22 protein-coding genes are annotated in these 26,808 nt (G+C 40.6%); 17 read left to right on the top strand and 5 right to left on the bottom strand.

Annotated elements, in window-relative coordinates:
* Positions 1-283 precede the first annotated feature (283 nt).
* The 8 genes from AACQ49_RS08095 to AACQ49_RS08130 all read left to right on the top strand — a co-directional run bounded on the left by AACQ49_RS08095 (position 284) and on the right by AACQ49_RS08130 (position 11,238).
* Positions 284-802 carry an Hcp family type VI secretion system effector gene (locus AACQ49_RS08095; protein ID WP_004246976.1) on the top strand — a complete coding sequence of 173 codons (519 nt, stop codon included), beginning with the start codon at positions 284-286 and terminating at the stop codon, positions 800-802.
* A gap of 83 nt (positions 803-885) precedes the next feature.
* Positions 886-2,988, top strand: a complete 2,103-nt coding sequence (locus tag AACQ49_RS08100; protein WP_161778972.1) for a type VI secretion system Vgr family protein — start codon at positions 886-888, stop codon at positions 2,986-2,988.
* 12 nt (positions 2,989-3,000) lie between these two features.
* On the top strand, positions 3,001-4,056 hold the full coding sequence (locus tag AACQ49_RS08105; RefSeq protein ID WP_036970589.1) for a DUF2169 family type VI secretion system accessory protein: 1,056 nt from the start codon (positions 3,001-3,003) through the stop codon (positions 4,054-4,056).
* Positions 4,049-9,037 (top strand): RHS repeat-associated core domain-containing protein, encoded by a 4,989-nt coding sequence (locus AACQ49_RS08110; RefSeq protein ID WP_157678001.1) that lies wholly within the window; start codon positions 4,049-4,051, stop codon positions 9,035-9,037. Before AACQ49_RS08105 ends, AACQ49_RS08110 begins: the two co-directional genes overlap by 8 nt.
* On the top strand, positions 9,030-9,464 hold the full coding sequence (locus tag AACQ49_RS08115) for a hypothetical protein (protein ID WP_036970592.1): 435 nt from the start codon (positions 9,030-9,032) through the stop codon (positions 9,462-9,464). The genes AACQ49_RS08110 and AACQ49_RS08115 overlap by 8 nt, the downstream gene beginning before the upstream one ends.
* A 460-nt stretch (positions 9,465-9,924) precedes the next feature.
* The gene (locus tag AACQ49_RS08120) at positions 9,925-10,242 is read left to right on the top strand and encodes a hypothetical protein (protein WP_036918267.1); all 318 of its coding nucleotides are present in this window, start codon (positions 9,925-9,927) and stop codon (positions 10,240-10,242) included.
* A 434-nt stretch (positions 10,243-10,676) separates the two neighbouring features.
* Positions 10,677-10,862 (top strand): hypothetical protein, encoded by a 186-nt coding sequence (locus tag AACQ49_RS08125; protein WP_004242751.1) that lies wholly within the window; start codon positions 10,677-10,679, stop codon positions 10,860-10,862.
* Positions 10,863-11,028: 166 nt separating this feature from the next.
* Complete coding sequence (locus AACQ49_RS08130; RefSeq protein WP_228077854.1) at positions 11,029-11,238, top strand: hypothetical protein; 210 nt, start codon at positions 11,029-11,031, stop codon at positions 11,236-11,238.
* Positions 11,239-11,698: 460 nt separating this feature from the next.
* Here AACQ49_RS08130 and znuB read toward each other — a convergent pair whose 3' ends face one another.
* Both znuB and znuC read right to left on the bottom strand, forming a co-directional pair.
* Positions 11,699-12,484 carry a zinc ABC transporter permease subunit ZnuB gene (gene znuB, locus AACQ49_RS08135; RefSeq protein ID WP_004247983.1) on the bottom strand — a complete coding sequence of 262 codons (786 nt, stop codon included), beginning with the start codon at positions 12,482-12,484 and terminating at the stop codon, positions 11,699-11,701.
* Complete coding sequence (gene znuC / locus AACQ49_RS08140) at positions 12,477-13,202, bottom strand: zinc ABC transporter ATP-binding protein ZnuC (RefSeq protein WP_004242756.1); 726 nt, start codon at positions 13,200-13,202, stop codon at positions 12,477-12,479. Before znuC ends, znuB begins: the two co-directional genes overlap by 8 nt.
* A 74-nt stretch (positions 13,203-13,276) precedes the next feature.
* Between znuC and znuA the strand changes: the two genes are divergently transcribed.
* The 3 genes from znuA to lpxM all read left to right on the top strand — a co-directional run bounded on the left by znuA (position 13,277) and on the right by lpxM (position 16,643).
* Positions 13,277-14,221 (top strand): zinc ABC transporter substrate-binding protein ZnuA, encoded by a 945-nt coding sequence (gene znuA, locus AACQ49_RS08145; protein WP_004242757.1) that lies wholly within the window; start codon positions 13,277-13,279, stop codon positions 14,219-14,221.
* A gap of 12 nt (positions 14,222-14,233) precedes the next feature.
* A complete protein-coding gene (gene mepM, locus AACQ49_RS08150; RefSeq protein WP_004242759.1) occupies positions 14,234-15,562 on the top strand; it encodes a murein DD-endopeptidase MepM in 1,329 nt (442 codons plus the stop codon).
* Positions 15,563-15,668: 106 nt separating this feature from the next.
* Positions 15,669-16,643, top strand: a complete 975-nt coding sequence (gene lpxM / locus AACQ49_RS08155) for a lauroyl-Kdo(2)-lipid IV(A) myristoyltransferase (RefSeq protein WP_004242762.1) — start codon at positions 15,669-15,671, stop codon at positions 16,641-16,643.
* Positions 16,644-16,732: 89 nt separating this feature from the next.
* Here lpxM and pyk read toward each other — a convergent pair whose 3' ends face one another.
* On the bottom strand, positions 16,733-18,175 hold the full coding sequence (gene pyk / locus AACQ49_RS08160) for a pyruvate kinase (protein WP_004242765.1): 1,443 nt from the start codon (positions 18,173-18,175) through the stop codon (positions 16,733-16,735).
* A gap of 230 nt (positions 18,176-18,405) precedes the next feature.
* A complete protein-coding gene (locus AACQ49_RS08165) occupies positions 18,406-19,248 on the bottom strand; it encodes a MurR/RpiR family transcriptional regulator (protein WP_004242767.1) in 843 nt (280 codons plus the stop codon).
* 354 nt (positions 19,249-19,602) lie between these two features.
* Between AACQ49_RS08165 and zwf the strand changes: the two genes are divergently transcribed.
* The 4 genes from zwf to AACQ49_RS08185 all read left to right on the top strand — a co-directional run bounded on the left by zwf (position 19,603) and on the right by AACQ49_RS08185 (position 23,590).
* Positions 19,603-21,078, top strand: a complete 1,476-nt coding sequence (gene zwf, locus AACQ49_RS08170) for a glucose-6-phosphate dehydrogenase (protein ID WP_004242768.1) — start codon at positions 19,603-19,605, stop codon at positions 21,076-21,078.
* A gap of 582 nt (positions 21,079-21,660) precedes the next feature.
* On the top strand, positions 21,661-22,101 hold the full coding sequence (gene mdtJ, locus AACQ49_RS08175) for a multidrug/spermidine efflux SMR transporter subunit MdtJ (RefSeq protein ID WP_004242769.1): 441 nt from the start codon (positions 21,661-21,663) through the stop codon (positions 22,099-22,101).
* Between the two features lies 1 nt (position 22,102).
* Complete coding sequence (gene mdtI, locus AACQ49_RS08180; protein ID WP_004247986.1) at positions 22,103-22,435, top strand: multidrug/spermidine efflux SMR transporter subunit MdtI; 333 nt, start codon at positions 22,103-22,105, stop codon at positions 22,433-22,435.
* A gap of 291 nt (positions 22,436-22,726) precedes the next feature.
* A complete protein-coding gene (locus tag AACQ49_RS08185; RefSeq protein ID WP_004242772.1) occupies positions 22,727-23,590 on the top strand; it encodes an SDR family oxidoreductase in 864 nt (287 codons plus the stop codon).
* A gap of 29 nt (positions 23,591-23,619) precedes the next feature.
* On the opposite strand, the gene AACQ49_RS08190 is transcribed toward AACQ49_RS08185, so the two are convergent.
* Positions 23,620-23,964, bottom strand: coding sequence for a RidA family protein (locus AACQ49_RS08190; protein WP_004242773.1), 345 nt, complete (start codon positions 23,962-23,964; stop codon positions 23,620-23,622).
* Between the two features lie 85 nt (positions 23,965-24,049).
* Here AACQ49_RS08190 and AACQ49_RS08195 point away from each other — a divergent pair, with 85 nt between their 5' ends.
* Both AACQ49_RS08195 and tsaB read left to right on the top strand, forming a co-directional pair.
* Positions 24,050-25,987, top strand: coding sequence for an ATP-dependent DNA helicase (locus AACQ49_RS08195; RefSeq protein ID WP_161778973.1), 1,938 nt, complete (start codon positions 24,050-24,052; stop codon positions 25,985-25,987).
* 93 nt (positions 25,988-26,080) lie between these two features.
* Positions 26,081-26,782, top strand: coding sequence for a tRNA (adenosine(37)-N6)-threonylcarbamoyltransferase complex dimerization subunit type 1 TsaB (gene tsaB, locus AACQ49_RS08200; RefSeq protein ID WP_161778974.1), 702 nt, complete (start codon positions 26,081-26,083; stop codon positions 26,780-26,782).
* Positions 26,783-26,808: the final 26 nt, after the last annotated feature.

Below are 26,808 nucleotides of genomic sequence, written 5' to 3' on the forward strand. Positions count from 1 at the left end.
TGCGAGCAATTTGTCTATTTATTCATCATATTTTATGCTAATAAACACTTTTTATGACTGTTTTTACAGCATGATATAGCGATATTTCAACCAGTTTACGCTAAGTGACTTATCCTAGAGAGATACAAAAAAAACGGGCTGTTTACAGCATATTGATAAGATTTTATTATCCTTTACCGAAGTCTTACCGTGCGCACTGGCTAAGATGACAGACATGACTAACGGATTGTTTTTAAGACAATCATTTAATTTAATTTGTCGTTTTTGATAAAAGGATATTGTTATGCCAACTCCTTGCTATATTTCCATTGAAGGAAAAACTCAGGGCAACATCACTGCAGGCGCGTTTACTGCAGATTCTGTCGGCAACATTTATGTACAAGGTCATGAAGACCAAATGTTGGTACAAGAATTTTCTCACGTGGTGACGGTTCCGACTGATCCGCAATCAGGTCAACCTTCTGGCCAACGTGCGCATAAACCGTTTCGTTTTACCGTGGCATTAAACAAAGCCGTTCCTCTGCTGTATAACGCATTGGCTTCCGGCGAAATGTTGCCAAAAGTTGAGTTAAAATGGTATCGCACGTCTGTTGAAGGTAAACAAGAGCACTTCTTTACCACCACACTGACTGACGCGACTATCGTGAACATCGATTGCCAAATGCCTCATTGTCAAGATCCGGCTAAAGCCGACTTCACGCAACTTATCGAAGTCTCCCTCTCTTACCGCAAAATTGACTGGGAGCACACTGTTGCTGGAACGTCTGGTGCGGATGACTGGCGTGCGCCTCTCGAAGCGTAATACCGTTATGACGAGTCCTTGGGGGCTCGTCCTTATTTTGTATTGTTCCCTTTTCTTTATCCATTTTTGCATGGAGGCAGATTATGCTTAGCAAAGATCCGAAATCAACGCCCATTGACCCGGCATCCGTTTTAAAAGATGAAGCCATCAATCAAGTGAAAAATAGGGTGCAATCCAAAGTGAACGAAACGCTATCGACACCCACGCAAAAGGTGGCCGGGATGGCCTCAGCAGCGGCCTCGCTCACTCAATCAGCCAGCGTATCGGCCAATCGCGTGACTGCTCATCCCCTGATCCACGGTGGCGGTTTTACCGGTGGACAAACATTCTCTGAAAACCAAGCACTCCAAGCGGCCCATGGGGCGTTACTTGATGCATTAGGCATGGACAGCCTCGAAAGTGGTTTGGTGTTCACTTGCACCATTGGTGGATTGCCTGACGACACCTTTCAAGTCACCGAATTTAATCTTACCGAAGGATTATCCTCGCTATTTTCGCTGTCCATCAGTGCGGTCAGTGCCTTACCCTTTATCGATTTTCAGCGTCATCTTGGCTTAGCCTCATCATTAACGGTCAAACGCGATGGGGTGTTGATCCGCAAAGTCAACGGTATCTTAGCCGGGGCAGTACAAGGCAATACCGACGGAGTGAAAACGTGGTATCACTTCGATATTCGCCCTGAAATGTGGGTGATGACCCTCAATCAAGACAGCCGTATTTTTCAACATCAATCGGTGCCGACCATCTTAAAAACCTTATTGGATGAGGCCCATGTTAAAGCGGATTACCAATTCTACCGTGAAGATCTACACCCTGAACGTCTCTACACCACCCAAAAACGCGAATCGGCATTTGATTTTTGGTGTCGACTGGCGTTTGAAGAGGGCATTAACTTCTGGTTTGAAGAAGAACAACTGTTTTACAGCGATGAACATATGGGGATGACGGCGGGTATTCACCTCACCTATAACCCGCAGGCCGATACCGATATCAGCGATAGCACTGCCATGACTTGGCAATATGGCGAATATTTGTGTGTGGATGAAACTATCCATAAAGACAACAACTTTGTTCGTCCTTCTTATCCGTTGTCTCATGAAAACAAAATTGAGCAGGGGGGACAGCACAGTGTGTTTGAAAGTTATGGTCGTTTTCAATTAGACGATGAAGGTCGACCTCTGACACAGGTGCGCTTTGAGCAATTACGTAACGGCAGCAAAGTGGGGCAAGCGACAACAAACTGTTTTGCACTGATGCCCGGCAAAATCTTCACCTTATCTCAGCATCCCCATCAGCCGATGAATGATCGCTGGCAAGTGATCAGCGTCAGCCATCATGGTGTACAGCCACTGGCGGACAATAGCGGGGGCGAAGGCACACAACTGTCGAATAGCGTCTCCTTTATTCCGGGCACGCAAGAGTGGCGCCCCCCTTATCGTTATAAACCGACGGCGGACGGTGATGAAGTGGCGACGGTGGTGGGGCCACCAGGGGAAGAAATCTACGTCAATGAATATGGCGCCGTGAAAGTGCATTTTCATTGGGATCGTCGGGGAAGTGCCGATCACAGTGCTTCATGCTGGGTGCGGGTTGCCATGGGTTGGAGTGGAAATGGCTATGGTTTTTCTGCGGTACCGCGCATCGGCACACAAGTGCTGGTCAGTTACCTGAATGGGGATATCGACAGACCGATAATTACCGGTTGTACTTATGATGGACGTAACGCACCACCGATTAAGTTCCCAGAGAATAAGACACAAACCACTTTCCGTAGCCAAACCCACAAAGGGGAAGGTTTTAATGAACTGCGTTTTGAAGATGCGGGCGGTAAGCAAGAGGTGTTTCTTCATGCGCAGAAGGATATGAATACCCGTGTTCTTCATGATCGCACTACCCATGTTTTACACGATCATGTTGAAGTGATCGAAAACAATCAACAGATGCAGGTGAAAGGCGCTCGCACAGAAACGATAGATAAAGATAACAGCGAAACGGTAGGCCAACATAAAAAAATTACTGTAGGCAAAACATTATCTATCAATGTCGGTGAAGTCATTGAATTACGTTGTGGAGCAAGTGTGCTACGAATGGATAATAGTGGGCATGTCACGATTAATGGTCAGGAATTTAAGTTCGAAGCTACAGGTCCTGTGAAAATTACGGGTAAAGATATCGATTTAAACTAAGGGAATAGTGATATGAAAGTGAGTAACACAACCCCATTTCCTTATCTTTTATACCAAAAAGTAGGAAAAAAGGATGAGCTGTTTAATGTGATCGCATTGCGCCAAACTTTTCGGCTCAAGACTGGCGGGCATTACTCGGATTTAAATGAACAGCAATACCCTTTAAACATGGCAGATCGTTACTATCATGCACCGGAAACCAGTAGTTTAATCGAAGAAACGGATTTAGTGTGGACGCGTCCTTGCACTAATATCCATATACTGGGGGTTGCGCGCCCTAAAGGCAATCAGCCTACGGCACAATGGCGAGCAGGTATTCGCATTGAAAACTTTAGCAAAACGTGGTCTTTGTTTGGCCCTCACTATTGGGAATACCAAGAGGATCAATGGAGCTTGAGTGAATCAATACCTGTTGATGGGGTTTCTTTACGCCATGAGTTGGCTTATGGAGGAACATGGCAGTCTCCCCAGCAAGAACAACAACAAGTAATAGAAAATCCTATTGGGATCGGATTTTACCCCGATGTCGAAGCACTTGATAAACAAAAACGTTATCCAGCCCCTCAGATTATGGAAGATATTCGTAAAAGACCACTTGATACGTTGTCTATTGATACTCGACAAATTAGCGAAGGTATGGGGCCTATCTCCCGTTGGTGGGCAGGACGTGTTGAATATGCCGGAACATATGGAAAAGAGTGGCAAGAAAACCAATTCCCATTTTATCCGGATGATTTTGATGAACGTTTTTTCAATAGTGCGCACCCGTCTTTACGTTATCCAGGGTATTTGCTGGGTAATGAACCTATATTATTGGAAGGTTTATTACCTGAATCATCGCGGGTCGTTACAGCGTTACCTGACTATCGTGTGAAAATCATATTACAAGACATCGAAGGTGAGCTTTTCTCTTTGAAGCCAGATTTAGACACACTGACTATTGACTTAGATCGTCGTCTTATCTCTGTCGTGAAACGACTTGTTATCCCTGCAAAATATCCGATTGTGGAAGCATTAATAGGCGTTTGGGTTCCAGCAGAAACAAAAGGAGCTTGTTGTAATGGCTGATAAACATGTTGGTGACGGTGAAAACCAATTCAAAGTTGTTGCAACCACCCCTGATGTTTGTCAGGTAGGGTGTTCTGCTATTCCTTTTGATAGTTTTCAAAGCTTAGATGCACAAAAGCAATATGCCTTGAGTGTTAAAGCACGTGGATATTGTACCCTGAATGTTGGGTCAATAATCAAAGGAACGCAAAGTAACACGGGAGCCGGTGTATTATCTGGAACCTCATTAGGCGGTGGAGATTGCCAAATTATTACAGGGAGTCCATCGGTTCGTATTGAAGGTCAACCAGCTGCACAAGATGGTTCGTTAGTCGCAATGAACAATAACAATACATTAGGGACTTTAATTACTAATGTTGCACCTCCTGCTGAGCCGATTGAGAGTAATAAAATCCCCTGTAATAACCCGCCCGTGACATCAGAATTGTTAGAATCACTGCAAGAGATGCAACGAGAAGAACAAGAAAGTTTTATTGGGCGACTCCGTCAACAAAAACAGCAAGCGGATAAAAAAAGGGATGATTCTCTAAATGATATTGACAAAGAATTAACTGGATATATTGATAATATTCGAGTTGATCACATTAATACAGATTATTCATGGTGGAACAGTTTATATAATACTTCAATGGATGGAATAACTGGCCTGACTCGTGGTGGTCTTGGTTTTGTTGAAAGTATAACAAAGTCAGCTGTGGAAGCTTATCATTACATAAATCCAACTGATCTAGTTCAAAACGTGGCTCTAAATGCGAGCAAAAAAACCATCGAGGGACTTATTGAAGCAGAAAACTGGAGGTTGGGGAATAACTGTATTGAAGGTGTTAAGGAAGACGTTAAAGCCAAATATCGTGCATTAGGTAAACTTATCGATGAAGAAAAAGAAAAATTAGAGAATAAATGGAAAAAAAGTGATAGCGATAAAGTCGAAATAGTAACAAGAGGTGGGCTTGAAATAGCGACTATTGCCGCTGCTTTTTTAAAAGTGGGGAAAGTCGCTGAAGGTGCTAATGCTATTAATAAAGTAGCAGAAGGAACTAAAATAACTGAAATATCTGAAGGCACTTCTGCGGTAAATAAAGCTACTGACGTAATAAAAGCGACAGAGACCAGTAATATATCCAAAGGAAGTGAGGCAATCAAAGGGGCAGAAATCTCCGCCACAGAGAAAGGAAGTAATGCCGCTAAAGGTACTGAGGTGATCCAAAGTCCAGAAACACCGAAAATAACCTCATCAGATAATGGCATTAAAATTGAAGGAAAAACGGAAAGCGTATCTACAGAAACGCCACCTAATAAAGTCAATAATAGCCAAACGGAGAACAAGTCGACATCCAGCAGCAAAGAGTCCGATGGAAACAGTACTTCTAGTGCAACCTGTAAAGGTGAACCTGTTAATGTGGCTACTGGTGATTTTATCCAACAGTGGCCAATTATTCAGATACCGGGCTTGTTGCCGTTATCTCTACATCGTACATATAAATCCACATCAAATGCAAAGGGACTTTTTGGACCGAAGTGGGCAGACGAATGGTCACGCTGTTTACATATACTTGATGGAAACATCATCTATCAAGACAGTGATGGTGCTAATTTTACATTTATAACTCCCACAGAGGAGATCCGTGCAAGAAATGCCCATGCTCCCCATTTTTTACTCACCGGACAACGTGATGGCGATTTAACCCTTTTTGATAGTACGCAACAACAGTTTCTATATTTTAATCACAGACAAGGAAAATATCGTCGATTAAGTGCAATCACTGATTTAAATCAGCATTGTATTGATTTTATATATAACGAGCAAAGTCAGCTTGTCAGTGTGAAGCGTCATGATGGCATAGCGTTAATTCTCGAATATCAACAGGATAAATTAGTTCGCATTTGCTCTGAAAGCACAACCTCATCTCCTCGAGATTTTGTACGTTGCGAATACGATACTCATGGTTATCTTAGTCAATGTCATGCCTATCAACAAAACCACTTATGGCATCGTTATTCTCCTGAGGGACTCATGGTCGCTTGGGGGGATACTGACAGCACAGAACTGACGATTGATTATGATGAACAAGGACGTGTTGTTGCTACACATTCACCGTCTGGTTTTTGGAACGATCGCTTTATCTATGATGATTATCAGCGCATGACAACCTACATTGACGGTGAGGGTGGATTTTCACGTTATTATTATAACGATGATAATCTGGTGACTCGCACTATCGATCCATTATGGCGTGAAACGTATACGGAATGGGAACAGCGGAAAAAGATAGCAGAAATCAATGAGATTGGTGAGCGCACAGAGTATGGTTATCACTATAATGGACTGCTTGCCTATATCTATTTACCTGATGGTAAAGCGATTTACTATGATTACAATGATTACGGTCAACTTACCCATTTCACATCGGCCTTTGGCGATGAATGGCAGCTAAGCTATGATGAAAATGGCAATTTAACCATAGTGACAGATCCGCAAGGGCGTCAGCAGGTCTATGAATATAGCCAACATGGTGAATTGCTCAAAGCCATTACGCCCAATGGTGCGCAATGGCAATACCACTATAACCCTGCACATCAACTGATTAAAACCACCAATCCTTATCAACACAGCACAGAATATCATAGTGATGAATTGGGGCGTTTACTGCACTACACTGATGCGTTAAATCACACCACACGCTATCAATACAGCACTGAGCATGACAGTACCAACGGCAGTCTCAGCAAGATTTTATTACCCGATGGGGTCGAGCAACAGATAGACTATGACAGTGAGCGCCGAGTTATCGCGGTGACTGATGGTGAAGGAAAAACCACCCGTTATCGTTATGGGCCTTTTGATGTCTTACTGGCAATGATACGCCCTGATGGCAGTGAAATTCGCTTTGAATATGATTCACTGACACGACTTAAAAAAGTGGTGAATGCGAGCGGGGAGGTTTATCGTTACGAACGGGATAAAGCGGGACAAATCATTCGTGAAGTTGATTTTACGGGGCGTGAGATTTGTTATCGCTATGACCGACTAGGACGTCGCATTGCCACTCGCTATCCGGATAACCATGAACTGCGTTGGCGCTATAATGAAAGTGGCTTAGTGGTTGAACAAAGCGAATGGTTTGAAAATGAGCAAGAAAGTCGCTGTTTATCGACGACTCAGTATAGCTATAACGCGCGCCAGCAATTGATAAAAGCGACTAATCCTGACTCGGTGGTTGAATTTGAGTATGACGACCAAGGCCGTTTATGCAGTGAACGTATTAATGGACAAGAGATTGTTCATCAATGGAATGATACTGATAATACGCTGGCATTGACCCGTTTTGGTGAACGGGAGTTGCATTATGCTTTTGGGGCGCTGGGGGAGTTAACTTCACTGCAAGTCAATCAGCATGCACCACTTCAATTCAGCTACAACGCAGTAGGACAAGAGTATTTACGCCGTAGTCACGCTGGATTTGTCAATTCCAGTCACTATACGGCCACCGGTTTACTGGCTCATCAACGAGCAGGGCGAGGCACCGAACAGTTTTTACAATCGATACAAGCCCATCCCCAACAACCGCCATTTTGTACGGATGTGCACCGCAGTTATCAATATGATCGCGCTTATAATGTGGTGGGTATTGAAGATGATCGCTGGCGACAGACACGTTATCACTATAATGCCAATGACCAAATCACTGAGACACAATACAGTCCACAATGGGGTAATCAGGACGAAAAGTTCCAGTATGATAACAACCTCAATATCACGGAGCACTTAACAACGCCGTCCTCGTCGATGGTGCCTTCAGAAGCACAAGGGGCGATGCTACAGCTATTTCAGCAACAGCAAGCAGGACGGGTGACTCGCCGTTACACAGCGAAGGGATATCAAGATTACCATTATGATGTTAATGGGCGATTAGCTAAAAAAATTGTCCATACACGCGGTTTTCGTCCCAGAGAGTGGCGCTATTTATGGAACACACAAAATCAGCTAACCGCATGCTTTACACCGAAAGGGGATTGTTGGCACTATACTTATGATGCTTTTGGTCGACGTTTGAGTAAAACCAAAACCGTTGACAGTGACTTAGCCCATATAGACCCATTATTTCCGCAGATTAAGCCTAAAATCACCACGTGGCGCTATTTATGGTCGGGAGACCAACTGATAGAAGAAACGCCGATATATGCCGATGGCACTCTTGCTAATGCGCAACAAGTTCAATGGCTGTATCAACCCGGAGAGATAACGCCCACCGCGCGTTATCAACAGGGAAAACTGCACTATGTGGTCACCGACCACCAAGGAACTCCGCGAGAGATATTCAGTGAAGGCGGGCAAGCCAGTTGGGCAGGACGGCTGAATACGTGGGGCCAAATGCAGTTTTGGCGTTACCGAGAGGGCAAAGCGGAGAATGACCCTAATTACACCGAATGTCCTTTTCGCTTTGCGGGGCAATATGAAGATGAAGAAAGTGGCTTGTATTATAATCGCTTTCGCTATTATGATAGGGAAACAGGACAGTATCTTTCCCCAGACCCAATAGGGCTATTGGGCGGGCTGAATCCATATGGGTATGTGCATTGTCCGACGGGTTGGGTTGATCCGTTTGGGTTGGAGTGTTGTCCGCCAACTCTGAATCGAACTCAAGCCTTAAACAAAGCTAAGGATTTGGCTGGAATACCTCGCTCACAACAACCAGTTCGACAATGGACAGTTGGAAATGACCCTAAGAGAAGAGGGCAAACAAATTATCAATATTCAGAAGATTTTGGTTCACATGGGCGTTATTACGAATATAGAGATGCTAATGGTTATAAAAAAGTTGTGTTAGAACATACACATGATCCAAGAGCACCATATCCACATGCACATGCAGGACAAGCTAAGACAGGTGCTGACCCAAGAACATATGACTTTAAGCAAGATAGATATTTGAAAATAGATGACCCTAAAACTAAGGATCACCACATTTATTATGAATAATAAGCTTCAAGAAAAACTACTATTACTTAGGGCAAAAAAGTATATTAATAGAATCCGAGGAATTAAGAATATAGCCGTAAACCTAGATGATTATACTCAATTTCAATGGCATAGAGATATTTATAATAAAATATTAAGGAGAAGTGAGTTACCTGAATATAAGATTGCTCTTCCAGCTAGCCAACAGGACATTTATTTATACTTGCAACCAAAAATAAATATAGATAAAAGTAGTTGTTATTATATGTTTTTTGAAGGAAAAGTAATTATATCCTTTTATTTTGCTGATTTTTATGATTTTTTTCTTAGTCATATGTTATTAAATAATACATTTGATATGAATATTCTATCACTTAATCCAGATCGAGTAATTGATATCAGTGAAGATGAATATGACTTAAATATATATGATATATTTAGATCTTAATATGAAAAGCCAGAAGGTCTTCCAACATTCTGGCGTCTTCGTTGTTAAGAGTTCTTTAGTCGCTGACGTACTCCGCATCAGCTCGCGCATCGTGTGTTTGATGGCACTGAGTTGCGCTTGCTGCGGTTGGTTTTGTTGTTTAATCGCTTGGATGCCTTCACTGTCCGGTATCAACACCAAACACCTGTTTTAAGATTTTCACCGTAAAGGTGAAAACTGTTTCAAAACCGGCGCCTTTTAACCACGGTCTCTAAGGTGTATCGCGGGCGGTGATACAGTTTTGTTATCGCTCCTCCACATAATTAAAAAATTGTCCATACACGTGGTCTTCGTCCCAGAAAATGGCGCTATTTATGGGGAGTGGACAGTACTCTTGCGGTGTAAAATAGTCACTGATGCTAACTCAAATAGAGTAGTAACTGCTTTTCCAATTTAGAACAAATAATATAAGGGAGATAATATGAGATTAGTATATTTCGTTTATCAAGATACAAATGCTTATGAACGACAAAGTGATGGTGTTGAGTTCTGCAAAATTCCTGAGTTTCATAATGATAAAATTTATTTTTATTGTGATGAATATTCCATGTTTTGGGATTCTATTGATAAAGTTGGAAATCCTAATGATTGTTGTAATTTCTCATTAAAGAGTAGTATTGTCCCAGCTACATTACTAGAAATATCTAACAACGACCTGATATCTTATATTGATACAGTAAAAGAATACATTATAGAAAATAACAAATTAAGTAAATTAACATATATTCATATAAAATAATTACATCATAAGTGTCTATGATCAAAATTATGTTTTTACCTACTTTTGATGTGACATTTACACCGAAAGTAGGCAATTAATTATCTCTTATTCGATAAGCAACGCCTGCAATTGTAGCTTAATATCGCTTAACTGCGCTTGCTGCTGTTGGTTCTGTTGCTTCATAGTTCGAATGTCTTCACTGTCCGGTATCAATACCAAACACTCATTTAAAATATTCACCGTAAAAGTGAAATCCGTATCAAACCTTGTATCCTGAACCACTGCCCTTTGAGGTGTATCGCCGGCGATGGTACAGTTTTGTTACCGTCCCGCCATGTAATAGAGACATATAATAGAGAATGGCTGTATTTATGGAATACACAAAATCATCTAACTGCGTGTCTTGTAGATAGGGGTTTTCCTGATGAAATTAGAAAATTACTGGGGATAGAATGAATATATATGACGGTATAGTATCAAACTCGTTACTTAAGAAGTTTCCATCGGGTTATCCTGCAAATGTACTATTGACTAATTTTGTGGCGAATTTTGTTGATTTAGAAGGCGTTCTTGCCTGTGCTGGTTTATTTTGCCCAACATTTATTGAAATAGATAATGTACTAATGAATATCTTTTAGATATAGACTGGAGACCTTCGTTCAAAATTGATGGTCAATTTAAGTTGGCGCTAATTAAAGGTTTTAACTTGTAAAATTCTGTTTATTTAGGTTCAACAATTAATTTATTCGAATTAAAGAAGAAACTCAACTAGCAATGCGCAAATTATAGGATCTCTTGATTAATATGGAACAATTACTAACCAAAACCGAAATGCCAGAATGGTTTTCTTACCCACGTGAATTTCTCAGAATAGTTGAGCAAAATTTACTTAATTTTGATCCTTGGATTATTTTGGAAGGAGAGCGGCTCAGGGTTCGTTTTGGTGGTTTAAAAAAAGATACCCAAATAGAAATATTATTCCTTTTGCCCATCGGGAAGATAATGATGATGTAGCGTGTTGGGATAAAAATAGCCGTCATCAGGTTATTATTATTCACGATTTTGCAAGTGAAGGTTATGAATATGTCGGTAAGTTTGATTCATTTTGGGATTGGCTCAGAACGGCCTTAGAAGCAACTATCGAATACAATGAGTAAATATTAATGTATCAACAAAGCCGGAAGACTGAAGTGGCAAGTTACCGTTGATGGGAGAACCTAGAACATATTTCAAAGCAACTGGTGGGCATATTATAGTCTTCGATCCAGATGGGTGCCGCATAGCGGATATAAGTAAAGAAAGAATAAAAATAGTTGAATGAAACCGTTCACCCAAAGGACAATATTTTATCCCAACTGGTAGTGATACAAAGTTTGCGAGTAAAGAAATACCCGATGTAATTAAAAAATTATAATAGCCCTTGCTATAAATTAGCAAAGGCTATTTTTTTGTTTATAAGATAAACGCTAAACAACTACTGCTTTGCTGGTACAAGCAAGCTCAATACAAATAAACTACTGGCGGCTAATACCACTGATGGGCCTGCAGGGGTGTCATAGAATGCAGAGAAAGTTAATCCCCCAGTGATAGCAAACATACCTACAGCGACGGCAATCACTGCCATCTGTTCTGGTGAACGTGAAAAACGGCGCGCTGTTGCTGCGGGAATAATCAATAGTGACGTAATGATAAGTGCACCAACAAATTTCATTGCCAACCCAATTGTTAATGCGGTGATCATCATCAATTTTAAACGTTCGCGTTGAATATTCACACCATCGACAAAAGCCATATCTTGATTAATAGTCATTGAAAGAAGTGGACGCCATGAACGGATAATCACTAATAAAACAATAACGACACCAATAAAAATGCTGATCACATCTTGGTAATTAACGGAGAGTAAATCACCAAAGAGATACGCCATTAAATCAACACGAACATTGGCCATTAAACTGACGACAACAAGCCCTAAAGAAAGGGCGCTATGAGCCATGATACCTAACAAGGTATCAACAGAAAGTTGAGGCTTTAGTTCTAACCAAACTAATAAAATAGCTAACAGCAAAGTTACGGCAATAACGGCATAAAAAGGCTCTATATTAAACAGCAGGCCAAAAGCGACCCCCAATAAAGAGGCGTGGGCGAGGGTATCGCCAAAATAGGACATTCTGCGCCAAACAACAAAGGAGCCTAATGGACCTGCGGCCATCGCTAAGAGCATACCGGCGATCCAGCCCGGTAACAGCAACTCAATCATGATGACACTCCTTATTATGTTGGTGATGATGACGATAAATACCCAGTTGTTCAGCACCACGACTACCAAACATAGCTATAAATTCAGGGTGAGAAGAAACCACATCTGGTGTACCTGAACAGCAGATATGACCATTTAAACAGAGCACTTCATCTGTTTTAGCCATAACCAGATGTAAGTCATGTGACACCATTAAAATTGCGCAGCCTAATTCATTGCGAAGCTGATTAATTAAATCATAGAGGGCTAATTGACCATTTACATCAACCCCTTGAGTGGGTTCATCTAGCACTAACAGTTGTGGTTGATTAAGTAAAGCTCGGGCGAGTAAAACACGTTGTGATTCACCCCCTGATAATTTTTGCATAGGGGCGTTTATTAATTTTGCTGCATTGACTCGTTCTAAAGCAGGTAAAATATCTTTATCTTTAACACCCGGTTTTAAGGTCATAAACCGCTTGACTGTCAATGGCATAGTTGGATCGAGATAGAGTTTTTGAGGTACATAGCCAATACGTAAACTATGTTGACGTTCAATCTTTCCAGAAGAGGGAGCCAACAACCCTAAAACCAAACGAATAATCGTTGACTTACCCGCACCATTAGGGCCAAGTAAGGTAAGAATACGGCCTGCTTTTAGATTAAAAGAGATATCTTTTAGAATAACGCTTTCACCAAAAGAAACACCAACCGATTTTAAACGAATTAAGTCAGACATAAAATTAGCACTTGCAGAATCATTGAAACGTTATAATATAACATTTCCAATGACGTTTCACGAGAATTTTGCCTATGTTACATAAAAACAACAAATTTGCGCATGGTTTTTTAATTAAATCATGTTTAGTGACTGCTATGATAGCCTCATTTAGTTCATCTGTTCAGGCAGATGTTGTTGCTTCAATTAGGCCGATAGGGTTTATTGCGGCAGCAATTGCTGATGGTGTAACGCCAACAGAAGTTTTATTACCTGATGGGGCATCGCCACATGATTATGCATTAAAACCTTCGGATTTACGCAAAATCACCTCAGCAGATTTAATGGTATGGGTTGGGCCGGATATGGAAGTCTTTTTAGATAGACCATTAAATAGACTTAGTGACAAAAATAAGCTGGCTTTAGCGGAAACTGACAAAATAAAGTCGCTTTTATTGAAAGATGATAATGACAATGTGCATAAACATGAGGAAAATCACGAACATCATTCTCATGGTGATTATAATATGCACATCTGGTTATCACCAGAGATTGCGTTGTCGTCTGCGAAACAGATCCACGATAGGTTAGTGACGCTCTATCCAGATAAAAAAGAACTTCTGGACGTAAACCTAAGTAAATTCAGCGAACAACTCAAGCAAACAGATAAAAATCTTGTTAATATTCTGTCGCCTGTTAAAAACAAGGGTTATTTTGTCTTTCATGATGCTTATGGCTACTTCGAAAAACATTATAATTTAAAGCCATTAGGTCATTTTACGATCAACCCTGAAATACAACCAGGTGCACAGAAATTACATCAAATACGAACACAGTTGGTTGAGCAAAAAGCCACATGTATTTTTGCTGAGCCACAATTTAGGCCGACAGTAATTGAGACAGTGGCGAAAGGCACTGGAGTTAAAATGGGGGTATTAGATCCCCTAGGAAGTGGGATTGCATTAACTCAAGATAGTTATGTGAAATTCCTTACCCAATTAGCTAACCAATATGCGAGCTGCCTGAATGAAACACAATAAGGAATTAAGAACGTGCAGCAGAAGACGAGATCCATTGCACAGGTATATTTAAATTTACCCTTACCACATAAAATTATGCTTGGTTCGTTAACTGCAGCAACACTGGCTGTCGCAATATGGCGGCCAGTTGTGCTTCACACCGAACAAAGCAGAGAAGTTCCTATCAGTATTCAGACTCCCCTAACAACCCAAGGGGAAAACACCGACGATATTATCACCGACAGTAGTGATCAGCTAACAGATGAAGGACTTGTAGGTGCTGATGATGGTGTCGATACTAGCACCGCAGTGGCACAGGTTCCTCATACTTATATTGTCTCCAGTGGAGATTCATTAAGTTCGATATTAACGCAATTTGGTATCGACTCAGCCGATATTGCAACGCTCTCCAATCAAAATAAAGATCTCAGAAACCTTAAAATAGGCCAACCAATAAGTTGGAAACTTGATGATGATGGTTTATTGCAAGAGTTAAGTTGGGGCGTTTCTCGCCGAGAAACTCGTGTTTATACGCGTACGGAAACAGGTTTTACTGAAGCGAAAGAGTTCCAAAAAGGCGAATGGAAAAATAGTGTGACCACAGGGGTTATCCGTGGTAGTTTCTCTGCAAGTGCAACAAATGCTGGCTTAACTAACGCAGAAGCTCGCGCAGTGACTAAAGCTTTGCAATGGCAATTAGACTTTAGAAAATTACAAAGTGGTGATAAATTTTCAGCCCTTTTTTCTCGTGAAGTATTAGATGGTCGTACCGAACAGAGCGAACTTATTGGTGTGCGGTTACGAAGTGGTGGTAAAGATTACTATGCTTTTCTTGCTGAAGATGGCCGCTACTATGATAGCCAAGCAGGTGGTTTAGAACGTGGTTTTATGCGTTTTCCAACGGTAAAACAGTTTAGAGTCTCTTCTCAATTTAATCCTCGCCGTATCAATCCTGTCACAGGCCGTGTTGCACCGCATAAAGGGGTTGATTTTGCCATGCCTGTTGGTACGCCTGTTTTAGCTACGGGAGATGGTGAAGTCATTGTTTCTAAATACAGTGGTGCAGCAGGTAATTTTATTGCTATCCGTCATGGTAGCCAATATACCACTCGTTATATGCACTTACGCCAACTGTTAGTCAAACCGGGACAACGTGTAAAACGAGGTGATCGCATTGCACTATCCGGAAATACAGGGCGCTCCACAGGGCCACACTTACATTATGAATTATGGATCAACCAACAAGCAGTTAATCCATTAACAGCTAAATTACCTCGTGCAGATGGCCTAACAGGCAAAGAGAAGCGTGAATACTTAGCTAAAGTAAAAGAGATCATGCCTCAATTAACGTTAGATAATTGACATTAAACAAGAAGTTAAAGACATAAAAGCGGATGATTGATATCATCCGTTTTTGTTTTAATGATTTTTACGCCTATTTAGAGGTGTCAGTTCAGCGAGTTATCTGATGAATAAAGAAAAAGATACAGATAGTAAAGCGGGTTATGTACCGACTTTTCACCGCGCCTATTTGCATCCTCGTCATTGGGGAACCTGGTTTGGTGCAGGCGTATTGTGTGCATTAGCGTATATGCCGGTAAAATGGCGTGATCCGCTCCTTGCTTCTATAGGTCGTTTTGTAGGGCGTAAAGCGAAAAGTGCCAGACGTCGTGCAGATATCAATTTAAGATATTGTTTTCCTCACTGGGATAAAGCACAACGAGAAGATGTGCTTGATAAAATGTTTGAAACAGCGCCACAGTCTTTCGTGATGCTTGCAGATCTTTGTTTAAGAGGGGCTAAACACACATTACAGCGTACCTCTTGGGAAGGGATAGAGATTATAGAGCGCTTAAAAGCACAAGGGCGTAATGTTATTTTTATGGTACCGCATGGATGGGCTGTTGATGTACCTGCCATGTTATTGGCTGCTAAAGGGCAAAAAATGGCAGCAATGTTTCACCACCAAAAAGATCCGGTGACTGATTATTTATGGAATAAAGCACGTTACCATTTCGGCGGACGTTTACACTCGCGCGAAGCGGGGATAAAACCTTTTATTTCAACGGTGCGCCAAGGGTTTTGGGGGTATTATTTACCTGACCAAGATCATGGTGCCGAGCATAGTCAATTTGTGGATTTTTTTGGTACCTATAAAGCCACATTACCGGCGATTGGCCGATTAATGAAAGTATGCAGAGCGGCCATTGTGCCACTGTTTCCTGTTTACTGTCATAAAACGCATCAACTAAAGATTATTATCCGTGAGCCGATGGATGATATAGAAGGGCAAGATGATCGTTATATTGCGCGTCGGATGAATGAAGAGCTAGAAGCGTTAGTCTCACCAACACCAGAGCAATATACTTGGATCTTAAAACTATTAAAAACGCGTAAAGAGGGGGAAATAGAACCTTATGCGCGTGAGAATATCCTAGACTAGTCCATTGCTGGTGAACGAATAGGAAGATAAAAAAACGGGCACTATTTAAAGTGCCCGTTTGCTATTTTGCTATAAAAGAATAAGAACGATTATTCTACGGTAAGGATACGACAAGTATTGGTACTTCCGATCGTGCCCATCTGGTCACCTTGTGTGACTAAGACTAAATCACCTGAAACTAAAAAGCCTTTTTCACATAAACGCATAATAGCTTCATTAGCGGCAGCAATACCGTCAGTATGAGTACTGCAATAAACAGGCGTAACACCTCGATAAAGTGCAGTTTGGTTTAATGTTTTCTCATGGCGTGACATAGAGAAAATAGGTAAACCGGTGCTAATTCGTGACATCATACGGGCAGTACGACCGGACTCAGTCATAGCGATAATCGCATTAACGCCTTTCATATGGTTAGCTGCATACATGGTTGACATGGCTATCGCTTCTTCAGCATTATCAAATACCATATCTAAACGGTGTTTTGATACATTGGCCGCAGGCATTTTTTCCGCGCCTAAACAGACTTGTGCCATTGCGGCTACAGTTTCAGCGGGATATTGTCCTGCTGCTGTTTCAGCCGATAACATAACGGCATCTGTACCATCTAATACCGCATTGGCGACGTCCATGACTTCTGCACGAGTTGGCATTGGGTTAGTTATCATCGATTCCATCATTTGAGTGGCTGTGATAACAACACGATTTAGCTGACGAGCACGACGGATGAGTTTTTTCTGTACCCCGACTAATTCAGGATCACCAATTTCTACGCCTAAATCACCACGGGCAACCATGACAACATCAGAAGCGAGAATGATCTCATCGATAATTTCATCATTGGCAACGGCTTCGGCACGTTCAACTTTCGCGACAATTTGGCACTCGCAGCCTGCATCACGTGCTAAGCGACGTGCATAATTAAGATCTTCGCCTGTTCTTGGGAAGGAGACAGCAAGATAATCAACACCAATTTTGGCTGCAGTAATAATATCTTGTTTATCTTTTTCAGTTAATGCTTCAGCAGAAAGACCACCACCGAGCTTATTGATCCCTTTATTATTAGATAATGGGCCACCGACAGTCACTTCAGTGAAAACTTTCAGGCCTTCGACTTTAAGGACTTTTAATTGAACACGTCCATCATCAAGTAGCAAGATATCGCCAGGAACAACATCGGCAGGTAACCCTTTATAGTCAATACCGACTTTAGTTTGGTCGCCTTCGCCTTTTTCTAAATTGGCATCAAGGAGAAATTTGTCTCCCACATTAAGAAATACTTTGCCTTCTTTAAATGTCGAAACACGGATTTTCGGACCCTGCAAATCGCCTAAAATAGCAACATGGCGACCAAGTCTAGCTGCTATTTCACGGGTGCGATTAGCACGAGCAAGATGATCTTCTGCAGAGCCATGAGAGAAATTTAATCGAACAACATTTGCACCAGCAGTAATGATTTTTTCTAGGTTATTATCACGATCTGTTGCTGGGCCTAAGGTGGTAACAATTTTTGTTCTTCTGAGCCGTCTGGACATGCATTACTCCGTTGACCTTGAACGAAAGGTATTGGCTATTGGATAAAACGGAGGTAAGTAACATTCTATCCAATATGTTAAGTGAAACGCTTCAAGCTAATTGTAACATACTTAGGTGTTTTCATCATATGTGAGAGTTAGCTCGCAGTTATGCTACCATTTTTCAAAAAGTTATCTAGTCAAGGGCACACTGCTAAATGTGACTATACTAACAAATTCATTTAAAACGGTTACTTATCAAAGCGCGAATCGCGTAATGCTTCTTTGACACGCTTCAAGTTATCTCTAAATTTTGGCCCTCGGCGTAAAATAAACCCTGTAGCCAGAACATCAATAACGGTAAGTTGTGCAAGGCGAGAAATCATCGGCATGTAGATATCGGTATCTTCCGGTACATCAAGTAAGATGGGTAACGTTGCTTCGGCGGCTAATAAAGAGCCAGAAGTGGTAATCGCTATTACTGATGCATCATTTTCACGTGCAATTTTAGCAATTTCGACTAAATTTTTAGTACGACCTGTGTGAGACACAATCACCACAACATCACCGTCGATACTATTTATACAGCTCATTCGTTGCATGATAACATCATCAAAATAGGTCACGGGAATGTTGAAACGTGAGAATTTATTCATGGCATCATGTGCGACGGCGGCAGAAGCACCTAGACCAAAAAACGAGATTTTTCTTGCTTGAGTAAGAATATCGACAGCTCGATTAATAACCGCAATATCGAGATTATTTTTGACAGTCTCTAAACCCGCCATCGCGGATTCAAATATTTTATTGGTATAAGCAGAGACAGAATCGGAGTCATCAATGTTACGATTGACATAAGGTGTACCATTGGCAATGCTTTGTGCTAATTGTAACTTAAAATCTGGAAATCCTTTTGTTGCCATGCGTCGACAAAAACGATTTACAGTGGGCTCACTAACATCAGCTGTTTTCGCCATAAGAGCGATACTTGAATGGATCACGGTTTGTGGTGTTGTTAAAACAACCTCAGCCACTTTTTTTTCTGATTTACTCAAGATGTCCAGACTAGACTGAACCCTTTCCAATATATTCATTAAATATACAGATCCTTGGCTTTGCCAATTTCAATAAAAGGAGAAATCTATAACGGTTTTATGAAAATATACTACGCATATAACAGCACTTACATCGCTGACAGCCCCTTAAAAGGGCTTTTTTCATCAAAGTATGACCTGTGTCTAACTTTCAAAGCTGAAAACAATTAACAAAACTGTTGTAAATTTACATAGAAATAGAAAAAGCTAGACATAAAAAACCGGTGGTTAATAAGATGTAAGGGGCGTTAAAGACTAAAACACGCAAGCGTATTTACTGCGTACACCCAAAAGAGTACATTAATACGAAATTATGTAACAAAATTACAAAATCTCATCATGAGGAGACGTACTATGGCAGCGATATCGACTGCTCAGGCCTGTGATCTGGTTATCTTCGGTACTAAAGGGGATCTTGCCCGTCGTAAGTTAATTCCATCACTTTATCAACTGGAAAAGGCAGGATATATTCACCCTGATACACGTATCATCGGTGTTGGTCGTGCTGATTGGGATGTAGCTGCTTATACAAATGTTGCCCATGAAGCATTACAAACTTTTTTAAAAGAAGAGATTAACCCTGAAATTTGGCAACGTTTAAGTGCTCGTCTCGATTTTTGTAATCTTGATGTCAATGAAACTGACCACTTTATTGAGTTAGCAAAACATCTAAAACAAGACAAATTACCGGCGATTTACTATTTTGCAATGCCACCAAGTACTTTCAGTGCGATGTGTAAAGGTTTGGGACATGCTAAATTAAATAAAGAGCCAAACCGTGTGGTTATGGAAAAACCACTAGGAACAGATTTAGCGTCTTCAGTTTCTATTAATGATAGTGTGGCGAAATACTTTAAAGAGAGTCAAATTTATCGTATCGACCACTACTTGGGGAAAGAAACCGTTTTAAACTTATTGGCCTTACGTTTTGCTAACTCCTTATTTGTTAATAATTGGGATAACAAAACGATAGATCATGTCCAAATCACGGTGGCAGAAGAAGTTGGTATTGAAGGACGTTGGGGGTATTTCGATCAAGCGGGTCAAATGCGTGATATGGTGCAAAATCACCTATTACAAATTTTGACGATGATCGCCATGTCACCACCTGCTGATTTAACGGCTGATAGTATCCGCCAAGAGAAAGTGAAAGTACTGCGCTCATTACGTCGTATTGATATGACTAATGTCCGTGAAAAAACGGTTCGTGGGCAATATACGGCCGGTTTTGTACAAGGTAAAAAAGTACCGGGCTATCTAGACGAAGAGGGTGCAAATAAAGCCAGTAATACAGAGACCTTTGTTGCAATTCGTGCTGATATTGATAACTGGCGTTGGGCGGGTGTACCCTTCTATTTAAGAACCGGTAAGCGTATGCCAAGTAAATGCTCGGAAGTGGTGGTCTATTTTAAAAAACCAGCTCTGAATATTTTCAGTGAAACCTATCAAGAGTTACCACAAAATAAACTCACTATTCGTTTACAGCCAGATGAAGGTATTGATATTGAAGTGCTAAATAAAGCACCAGGTCTTGATCATAAACACCGCTTACAAACTACTAAATTAGACTTAAGTTTCTCCGAAACTTTTAATCAAACTCATTTAGCTGATGCTTATGAGCGGTTGTTGCTTGAGGCAATGCGGGGTATTCAAGCGCTATTTGTCCGCCGTGATGAAGTAGAAGAAGCATGGAAATGGGTCGATTCAATTATTAATGCATGGGAATGCGATAATGAATTACCTAAGCCATACCAAGCAGGAACATGGGGGCCGGTTGCATCTGTTGCAATGATCACTCGTGATGGCCGCTCTTGGAATGAAATTGAGTAGGGAATTTCATCGTCAGATATAGTCCCTAACTAATATAAATAACACCGTAAAATAAGAGGTCGAGTTTTGCGGTGTTTTTTTATTAAGCATGATTACTGCGATATAAATGAATAAATTAATAACAAGTTCAGCTAAGAATTGATTAACTATGCAGTGTATTGCAATCTTCAACTTAAAACCTAAATAAAACCAATCAATTACCTAAAAAATTTTTGCAGAAGATCCTTGCTTTAAATAATTCGGCATGATAGAAATATCATGTAACATTTATCCATATTATATGAGGGTTCGGAGTATATCGTGCGGATGGTCTGCGCGATGAAAGAATAAATAATCATGACTAGCGCCAAAAGCGTAAAAGTTAAACGTTCTACTTATAAGTTATTCCTTTCTGCTATTTTATCCAGCGAACACTACTGGTGTGGCGCATTATAGAAATTTCTCATCCTACTTCCTGATATATCAGGAAATAACGTTGCCTTAACGTTCGGTTTTATACCGCCAGAAAGACTATCTGCATATTCTCTATCTTCTGCGCAAGAAACGTTTAGGCGTGCTTTAAACGTGTATGAGAGATGAAAAATGATTTATTGGATATTTTTAGTTTTAGCTATTATCTGTGAAGTGATCGGCACTTTATCAATGAAGTATGCCAGTGTCAGCGGTGGTTACACTGGTATGATCGTTATGTGGTTAATGATTGCCACTTCCTATATCTTTTTAGCCATAGCCGTAAAAAAAGTGGCATTAGGTGTAGCTTATGCACTGTGGGAAGGTATTGGAATTGTCATTATTACAACATTTAGCGTGCTTTGGTTTGGTGAATCACTGTCAGCATTAAAATTAGGTGGTTTAGCAATGTTAATTGCGGGGATCACTCTGATTAAGTCAGGCACTAAAAAATCGGCGGTTGCTAAAAAAACAACCGATTCGGTAAAAAATATTGCCGGAAAAGCCAAACAGGTTGCTACTGTGGTAAAGGGAGTTAATAAGCCAATTTCTTCTAATGTTAAAGAGGCTTAATATGTTAGCTCAATTTGAATGGTGGCATGGCGCTTTTCTTCTTCTTGCTGTTGTGCTTGAAATCGTGGCCAATATATTCTTGAAAATGTCTAACGGTTTTAGTCGTTGGGGGTTGGGAATATTGTCATTGCTTTGTGTGTTAGGCGCATTTAGCTCATTGGCAATGGCCGTAAAGGGGATAGAGCTTTCTGTTGCTTACGCACTATGGGGAGCTTTTGGTATTATTGCCACTATCGCCGCTGGGTGGATCTTATTTAATCAACGCCTAAATTATAAAGGATGGAGTGGAATTATATTATTATTAGTCGGTATGATAATGATTAAATTCGCTTAACTCTATTTTACATAGCAAAGTAAAGCATATTAAATAAAAAAGCTAAGTTTCTTGTAAACTTAGCTTTTTTGTTTCTATAAATATCTATTAAAAACGATGTGTTTAAAATAACAAAAGTTTATAGTAAAAATAACCTTACTATTTCAACACTAAAAAGAGTGAAATTTGAAGATGCTATAGAATCTATCACTAACAATGGTGAGTATATTGCATATATTATGCTAAACGCAGTTGCTATTAATTTATCATTGATGTTACTTTTCATGATAATTAAAAAATAAAGGAGTTGAAATGAAACGGATATTAGTCGCGGGAGCAACAGGATATTTGGGTGGTTTTTTAGTTCAAGAATTAAAAAAACAAGGATATTGGGTACGTGTTTTAGTTAGAAATCATCAACAAGCGACAAAGTTTGCGGATGTTGATGACATATTCATCGGCGAGATCACAAAACCAGAGCAACTTTCTTTGATTGCTCAAAATATTGATTGCGTGATATCAACGGTAGGGATCACTCGGCAAAAAGAAGGGTTAACCTATATGGATGTGGATTATCAGGCAAATGCCAATTTATTAGAGGAAGCGATTAAATCGAAGGTTAATAAATTTATTTATATCTCGGCTATTGATGGCGAAAAACACCGAAATCTAAAGATTTTTCAAGCAAAGGAGCGCTTTGTTGATAAATTAAAACAAGCCAATTTAGCATACTGTATTGTAAGACCTAATGGCTATTTTAGCGATATGGGGGATTTTTTACAGATGGCAGCATCGGGTAAAGTTTATTTATTTGGTGATGGCGAACAAAAAATAAATCCTATCTCTGGAAAAGATTTAGCGCAATTTATTGTCGAGAAAATGACAACCAATATAAATGAATTCACTGTAGGTGGACCGGATATTCTATCTTTGAATCAAATATGTGAACTCGCAGGAAGCGCATTAGATAAAAAAATTAAAATAATCCATTTACCCGATACGTTAAGAAAAATAACTATTTTTACGTTACGTCATTTCACGAGCCAAAAATTTTATGGGCCATTAGAGTTTTTTTTAACTTTTATGGCAAACAGTCATATTGGTATGTGTTATGGGCATGATCATTTATCAAATTATTATATTGAATTAGCTGATCCGAGATATAAGAGAAAATAGTACCCGCATGTGCGGGTGCTAATAAAAAATTAGAGAGCAGCGATGATTTTAATTTCTACTTTATATTCAGGATGCATGAGTTGAGCCTGAACGGTACAACGTACTGGCGCGCTCCCTTTAGCAACCCATGCATCCCATGCTTGATTCATACCTGCAAAATCGGCTTTATCGGCTAAAAATAGTGTTGCATCAAGGATCTTACTTTTATCTGATCCCACTCTTTGTAATAACACATCAATAGCTGCTAATGTATCTGCAGTTTGTTCGATTATATCCCCTGATAAGTTTTCAGGAACCGCAGTGTAATAGACAGTATCATTATAAATAACCGCTTCAGACCAACGGTCTTCTGGATCGATACGTTTTATAGTCACGATAAATTCTCCTTTGTATTAATAACGTGGGTGGTACTTTTCGCTATCCACTGGCATAATTTACGTCTTATTTTATAAAAAGAGTATGCCTGTGTCAGACGATTTTGCAGAAAACGGGATTTTAACCCGACGCGTTCCTGGATTTCATCCCCGTGAAGCTCAACGACAAATGGCGATATCAGTAACAGAGGTTATTGATAAACAAGGTGTGCTTATTGCAGAAGCGGGGACCGGGACAGGGAAAACCTATGCCTATCTTGTGCCTGCATTACGTTCTGGGAAAAAAACTATCATCTCTACCGGATCTAAGGCATTACAAGATCAACTGTATAGTCGTGATCTCCCCACCATAATAGAAGCGCTAGACTACGATGGTACAACGGCTTTATTAAAAGGTCGCTCTAATTATTTGTGTTTAGAACGTTTAGATCAGCAAATGCTCAGTGGCGGTGATTTAGAAGCAGAAGTACTTGCTGATGTTATGCATGTACGCCAATGGTCAACGCAAACAGAAGATGGTGATATTAGTCGCTGTCATAGTGTGGCGGAAGATAGCAAAGTATGGCCATTGGTGACTAGCACTAATGATAATTGTCTGGGCAGTGATTGTCCTCGCTACAAAGAGTGTTATGTATTAAGTGCCCGTAAAAATGCGTTAGCCGCTGATGTGGTGGTTGTTAATCATCACCTTTTTATGGCAGATACGGTAGTAAAAGATACTGGTTTTGGTGAGCTGATCCCCGATGCGGAGATAATGATCTTCGATGAGGCGCATCAAATTCCTGATATAGCGAGCCACTACTTCGGTCAACAGCTCACTAGTCGTCAATTATTCGATCTAGCGCGCGATATGATTGTGGCGTATCGCACTGAAGTGCGTGATCAAGTGCAACTGCAAAAAAGTGCTGACCGTTTAACTCAAATGGTACAAGATTTTCGTCTTAGCTTAGGTGATACGGGTTTTCGGGGTAACTTAAGGGAATTATTACAAAATAAGGAAACCAAACGCTATTTAACCTTATTAGATGATGCGTTAGAGCTAAGTTATGATGTAATGAAGCTCTCTTTAGGGCGTAGCCAATTATTGGATAGTGCGTTTGAACGGGCAACACTTTATCGTAATCGCTTAAAACGCCTAATTGATACGACGATTGCCGGATACAGTTATTGGTTTGAAAGCTATGGTCGCCATTTTTTACTGGCGATCACGCCACTTTCGGTTGCTGATAAATTTCGTGAGCTGATAAAGTCCCATAAAAGTAGTTGGATATTTACTTCTGCAACACTCTCTGTAGATGAAAAAATGTCTTATTACACAGATAGATTAGGACTGGAAAATGCCACAACATTAATTTTAAATAGCCCATTTGATTATCAACATCAAGCGTTGCTCTGTGTACCACGTTATTTACCTCCGTTAAATCAACCATACACCGCGAAGCGTTTAGCCGCTATGCTGGCTCCTGTGATCTTAAAAAATCAGGGGCGTTGTTTTTTTCTTTGTACCTCTCACACTATGATGCGTGGATTAGCCGAAGAGTTTAAAGCCAGCTTACCACTTCCCGTGTTAATGCAAGGCGAAATGGGGAAATCGCAATTATTGAAAAAATTTGTTTCCTCAGGCAATGCGTTACTTGTCGCGACCCAAAGTTTTTGGGAAGGGGTGGATGTCAGGGGAGATACACTTTCTTGTGTGATCATTGATAAATTACCCTTTACCGCACCTGACGATCCATTATTAAGAGCACGTATTGAAGATTGTCAATTACGTGGTGGTGATGCATTTCGGGATGTACAAATCCCTGATGCGGTGATCACTCTAAAGCAAGGTGTCGGGCGTTTGATCCGCGATATACATGATTATGGTGCCATTATTGTTTGTGATGATAGATTAGTTTCAAGACCTTATGGGGAAGTGTTTTTAAGTAGTTTGCCCCCATCACCACGAACCCGTTCATTAGAAAAAACCAGTTATTTTTTAAGCCAACGGGCACAACGAAATGAAATAGTGTCGGAGTCATAATAGTGATTACATATGATGTGTATTTATTCTGTTGAATACTATTATGATATTATTCTTTCTCTTTTTACTTATTGAATCTGCCGGAGTTATGGCGTGTCACTGCGAATTTTAGCAATTGATACCGCAACTGAGTCTTGTACTGTTGCGGTTTGGAATGAAGGTGTCGTTGCTTCACGTTTTGAAATTTCACCGCGTGAACATACACAAAAAATTTTACCAATGGTGAAAAGTGCTTTAGAAGAAGCCAATTTATCACTGCAATCCTTAGATGCCCTCGCTTTTGGTCGTGGTCCGGGCAGTTTTACCGGTGTTCGCATTGGTGTCGGTGTTGCGCAAGGTATCGCACTAGGGGCTAATTTGCCACTGATTGGTATTTCTTCTCTTGCCACCATGGCAGAAGGCGTCTTTAGAACAACAGGCATTAAGCAAGTTTTAGTCGCCATTGATGCCCGTATGGGGGAAATCTACTGTGCCCAATATCAGCGTAATGACGCTGGCATTTGGTCTGGTGAAGAAACAGAAGCGGTAATGAAACCAGAACAATTTGCCGAAACGCTACAAGCTACCACAAGTCGCTGGGCAATTGCGGGTACGGGGTGGCAAGCTTATCCTGATTTAGCTTTATCATTGCCTTTTACCGTGGTTGAAACGCAAATTACTTTGCCTGCGGCACAAGATATGTTGCCACTTGCCGTTACAGCATGGCATGAAGGGAAAGCAACTAAAGTAGAAGAGGCCGAGCCTGTTTATTTACGTAATGAAGTCACTTGGAAAAAATTACCAGGACGGGAATAGATTGTTAGCGATTTTCTGTTAGAAGT

The organism is Proteus sp. G2675 (assembly GCF_963886535.1).
GTDB lineage: Bacteria > Pseudomonadota > Gammaproteobacteria > Enterobacterales > Enterobacteriaceae > Proteus > Proteus mirabilis.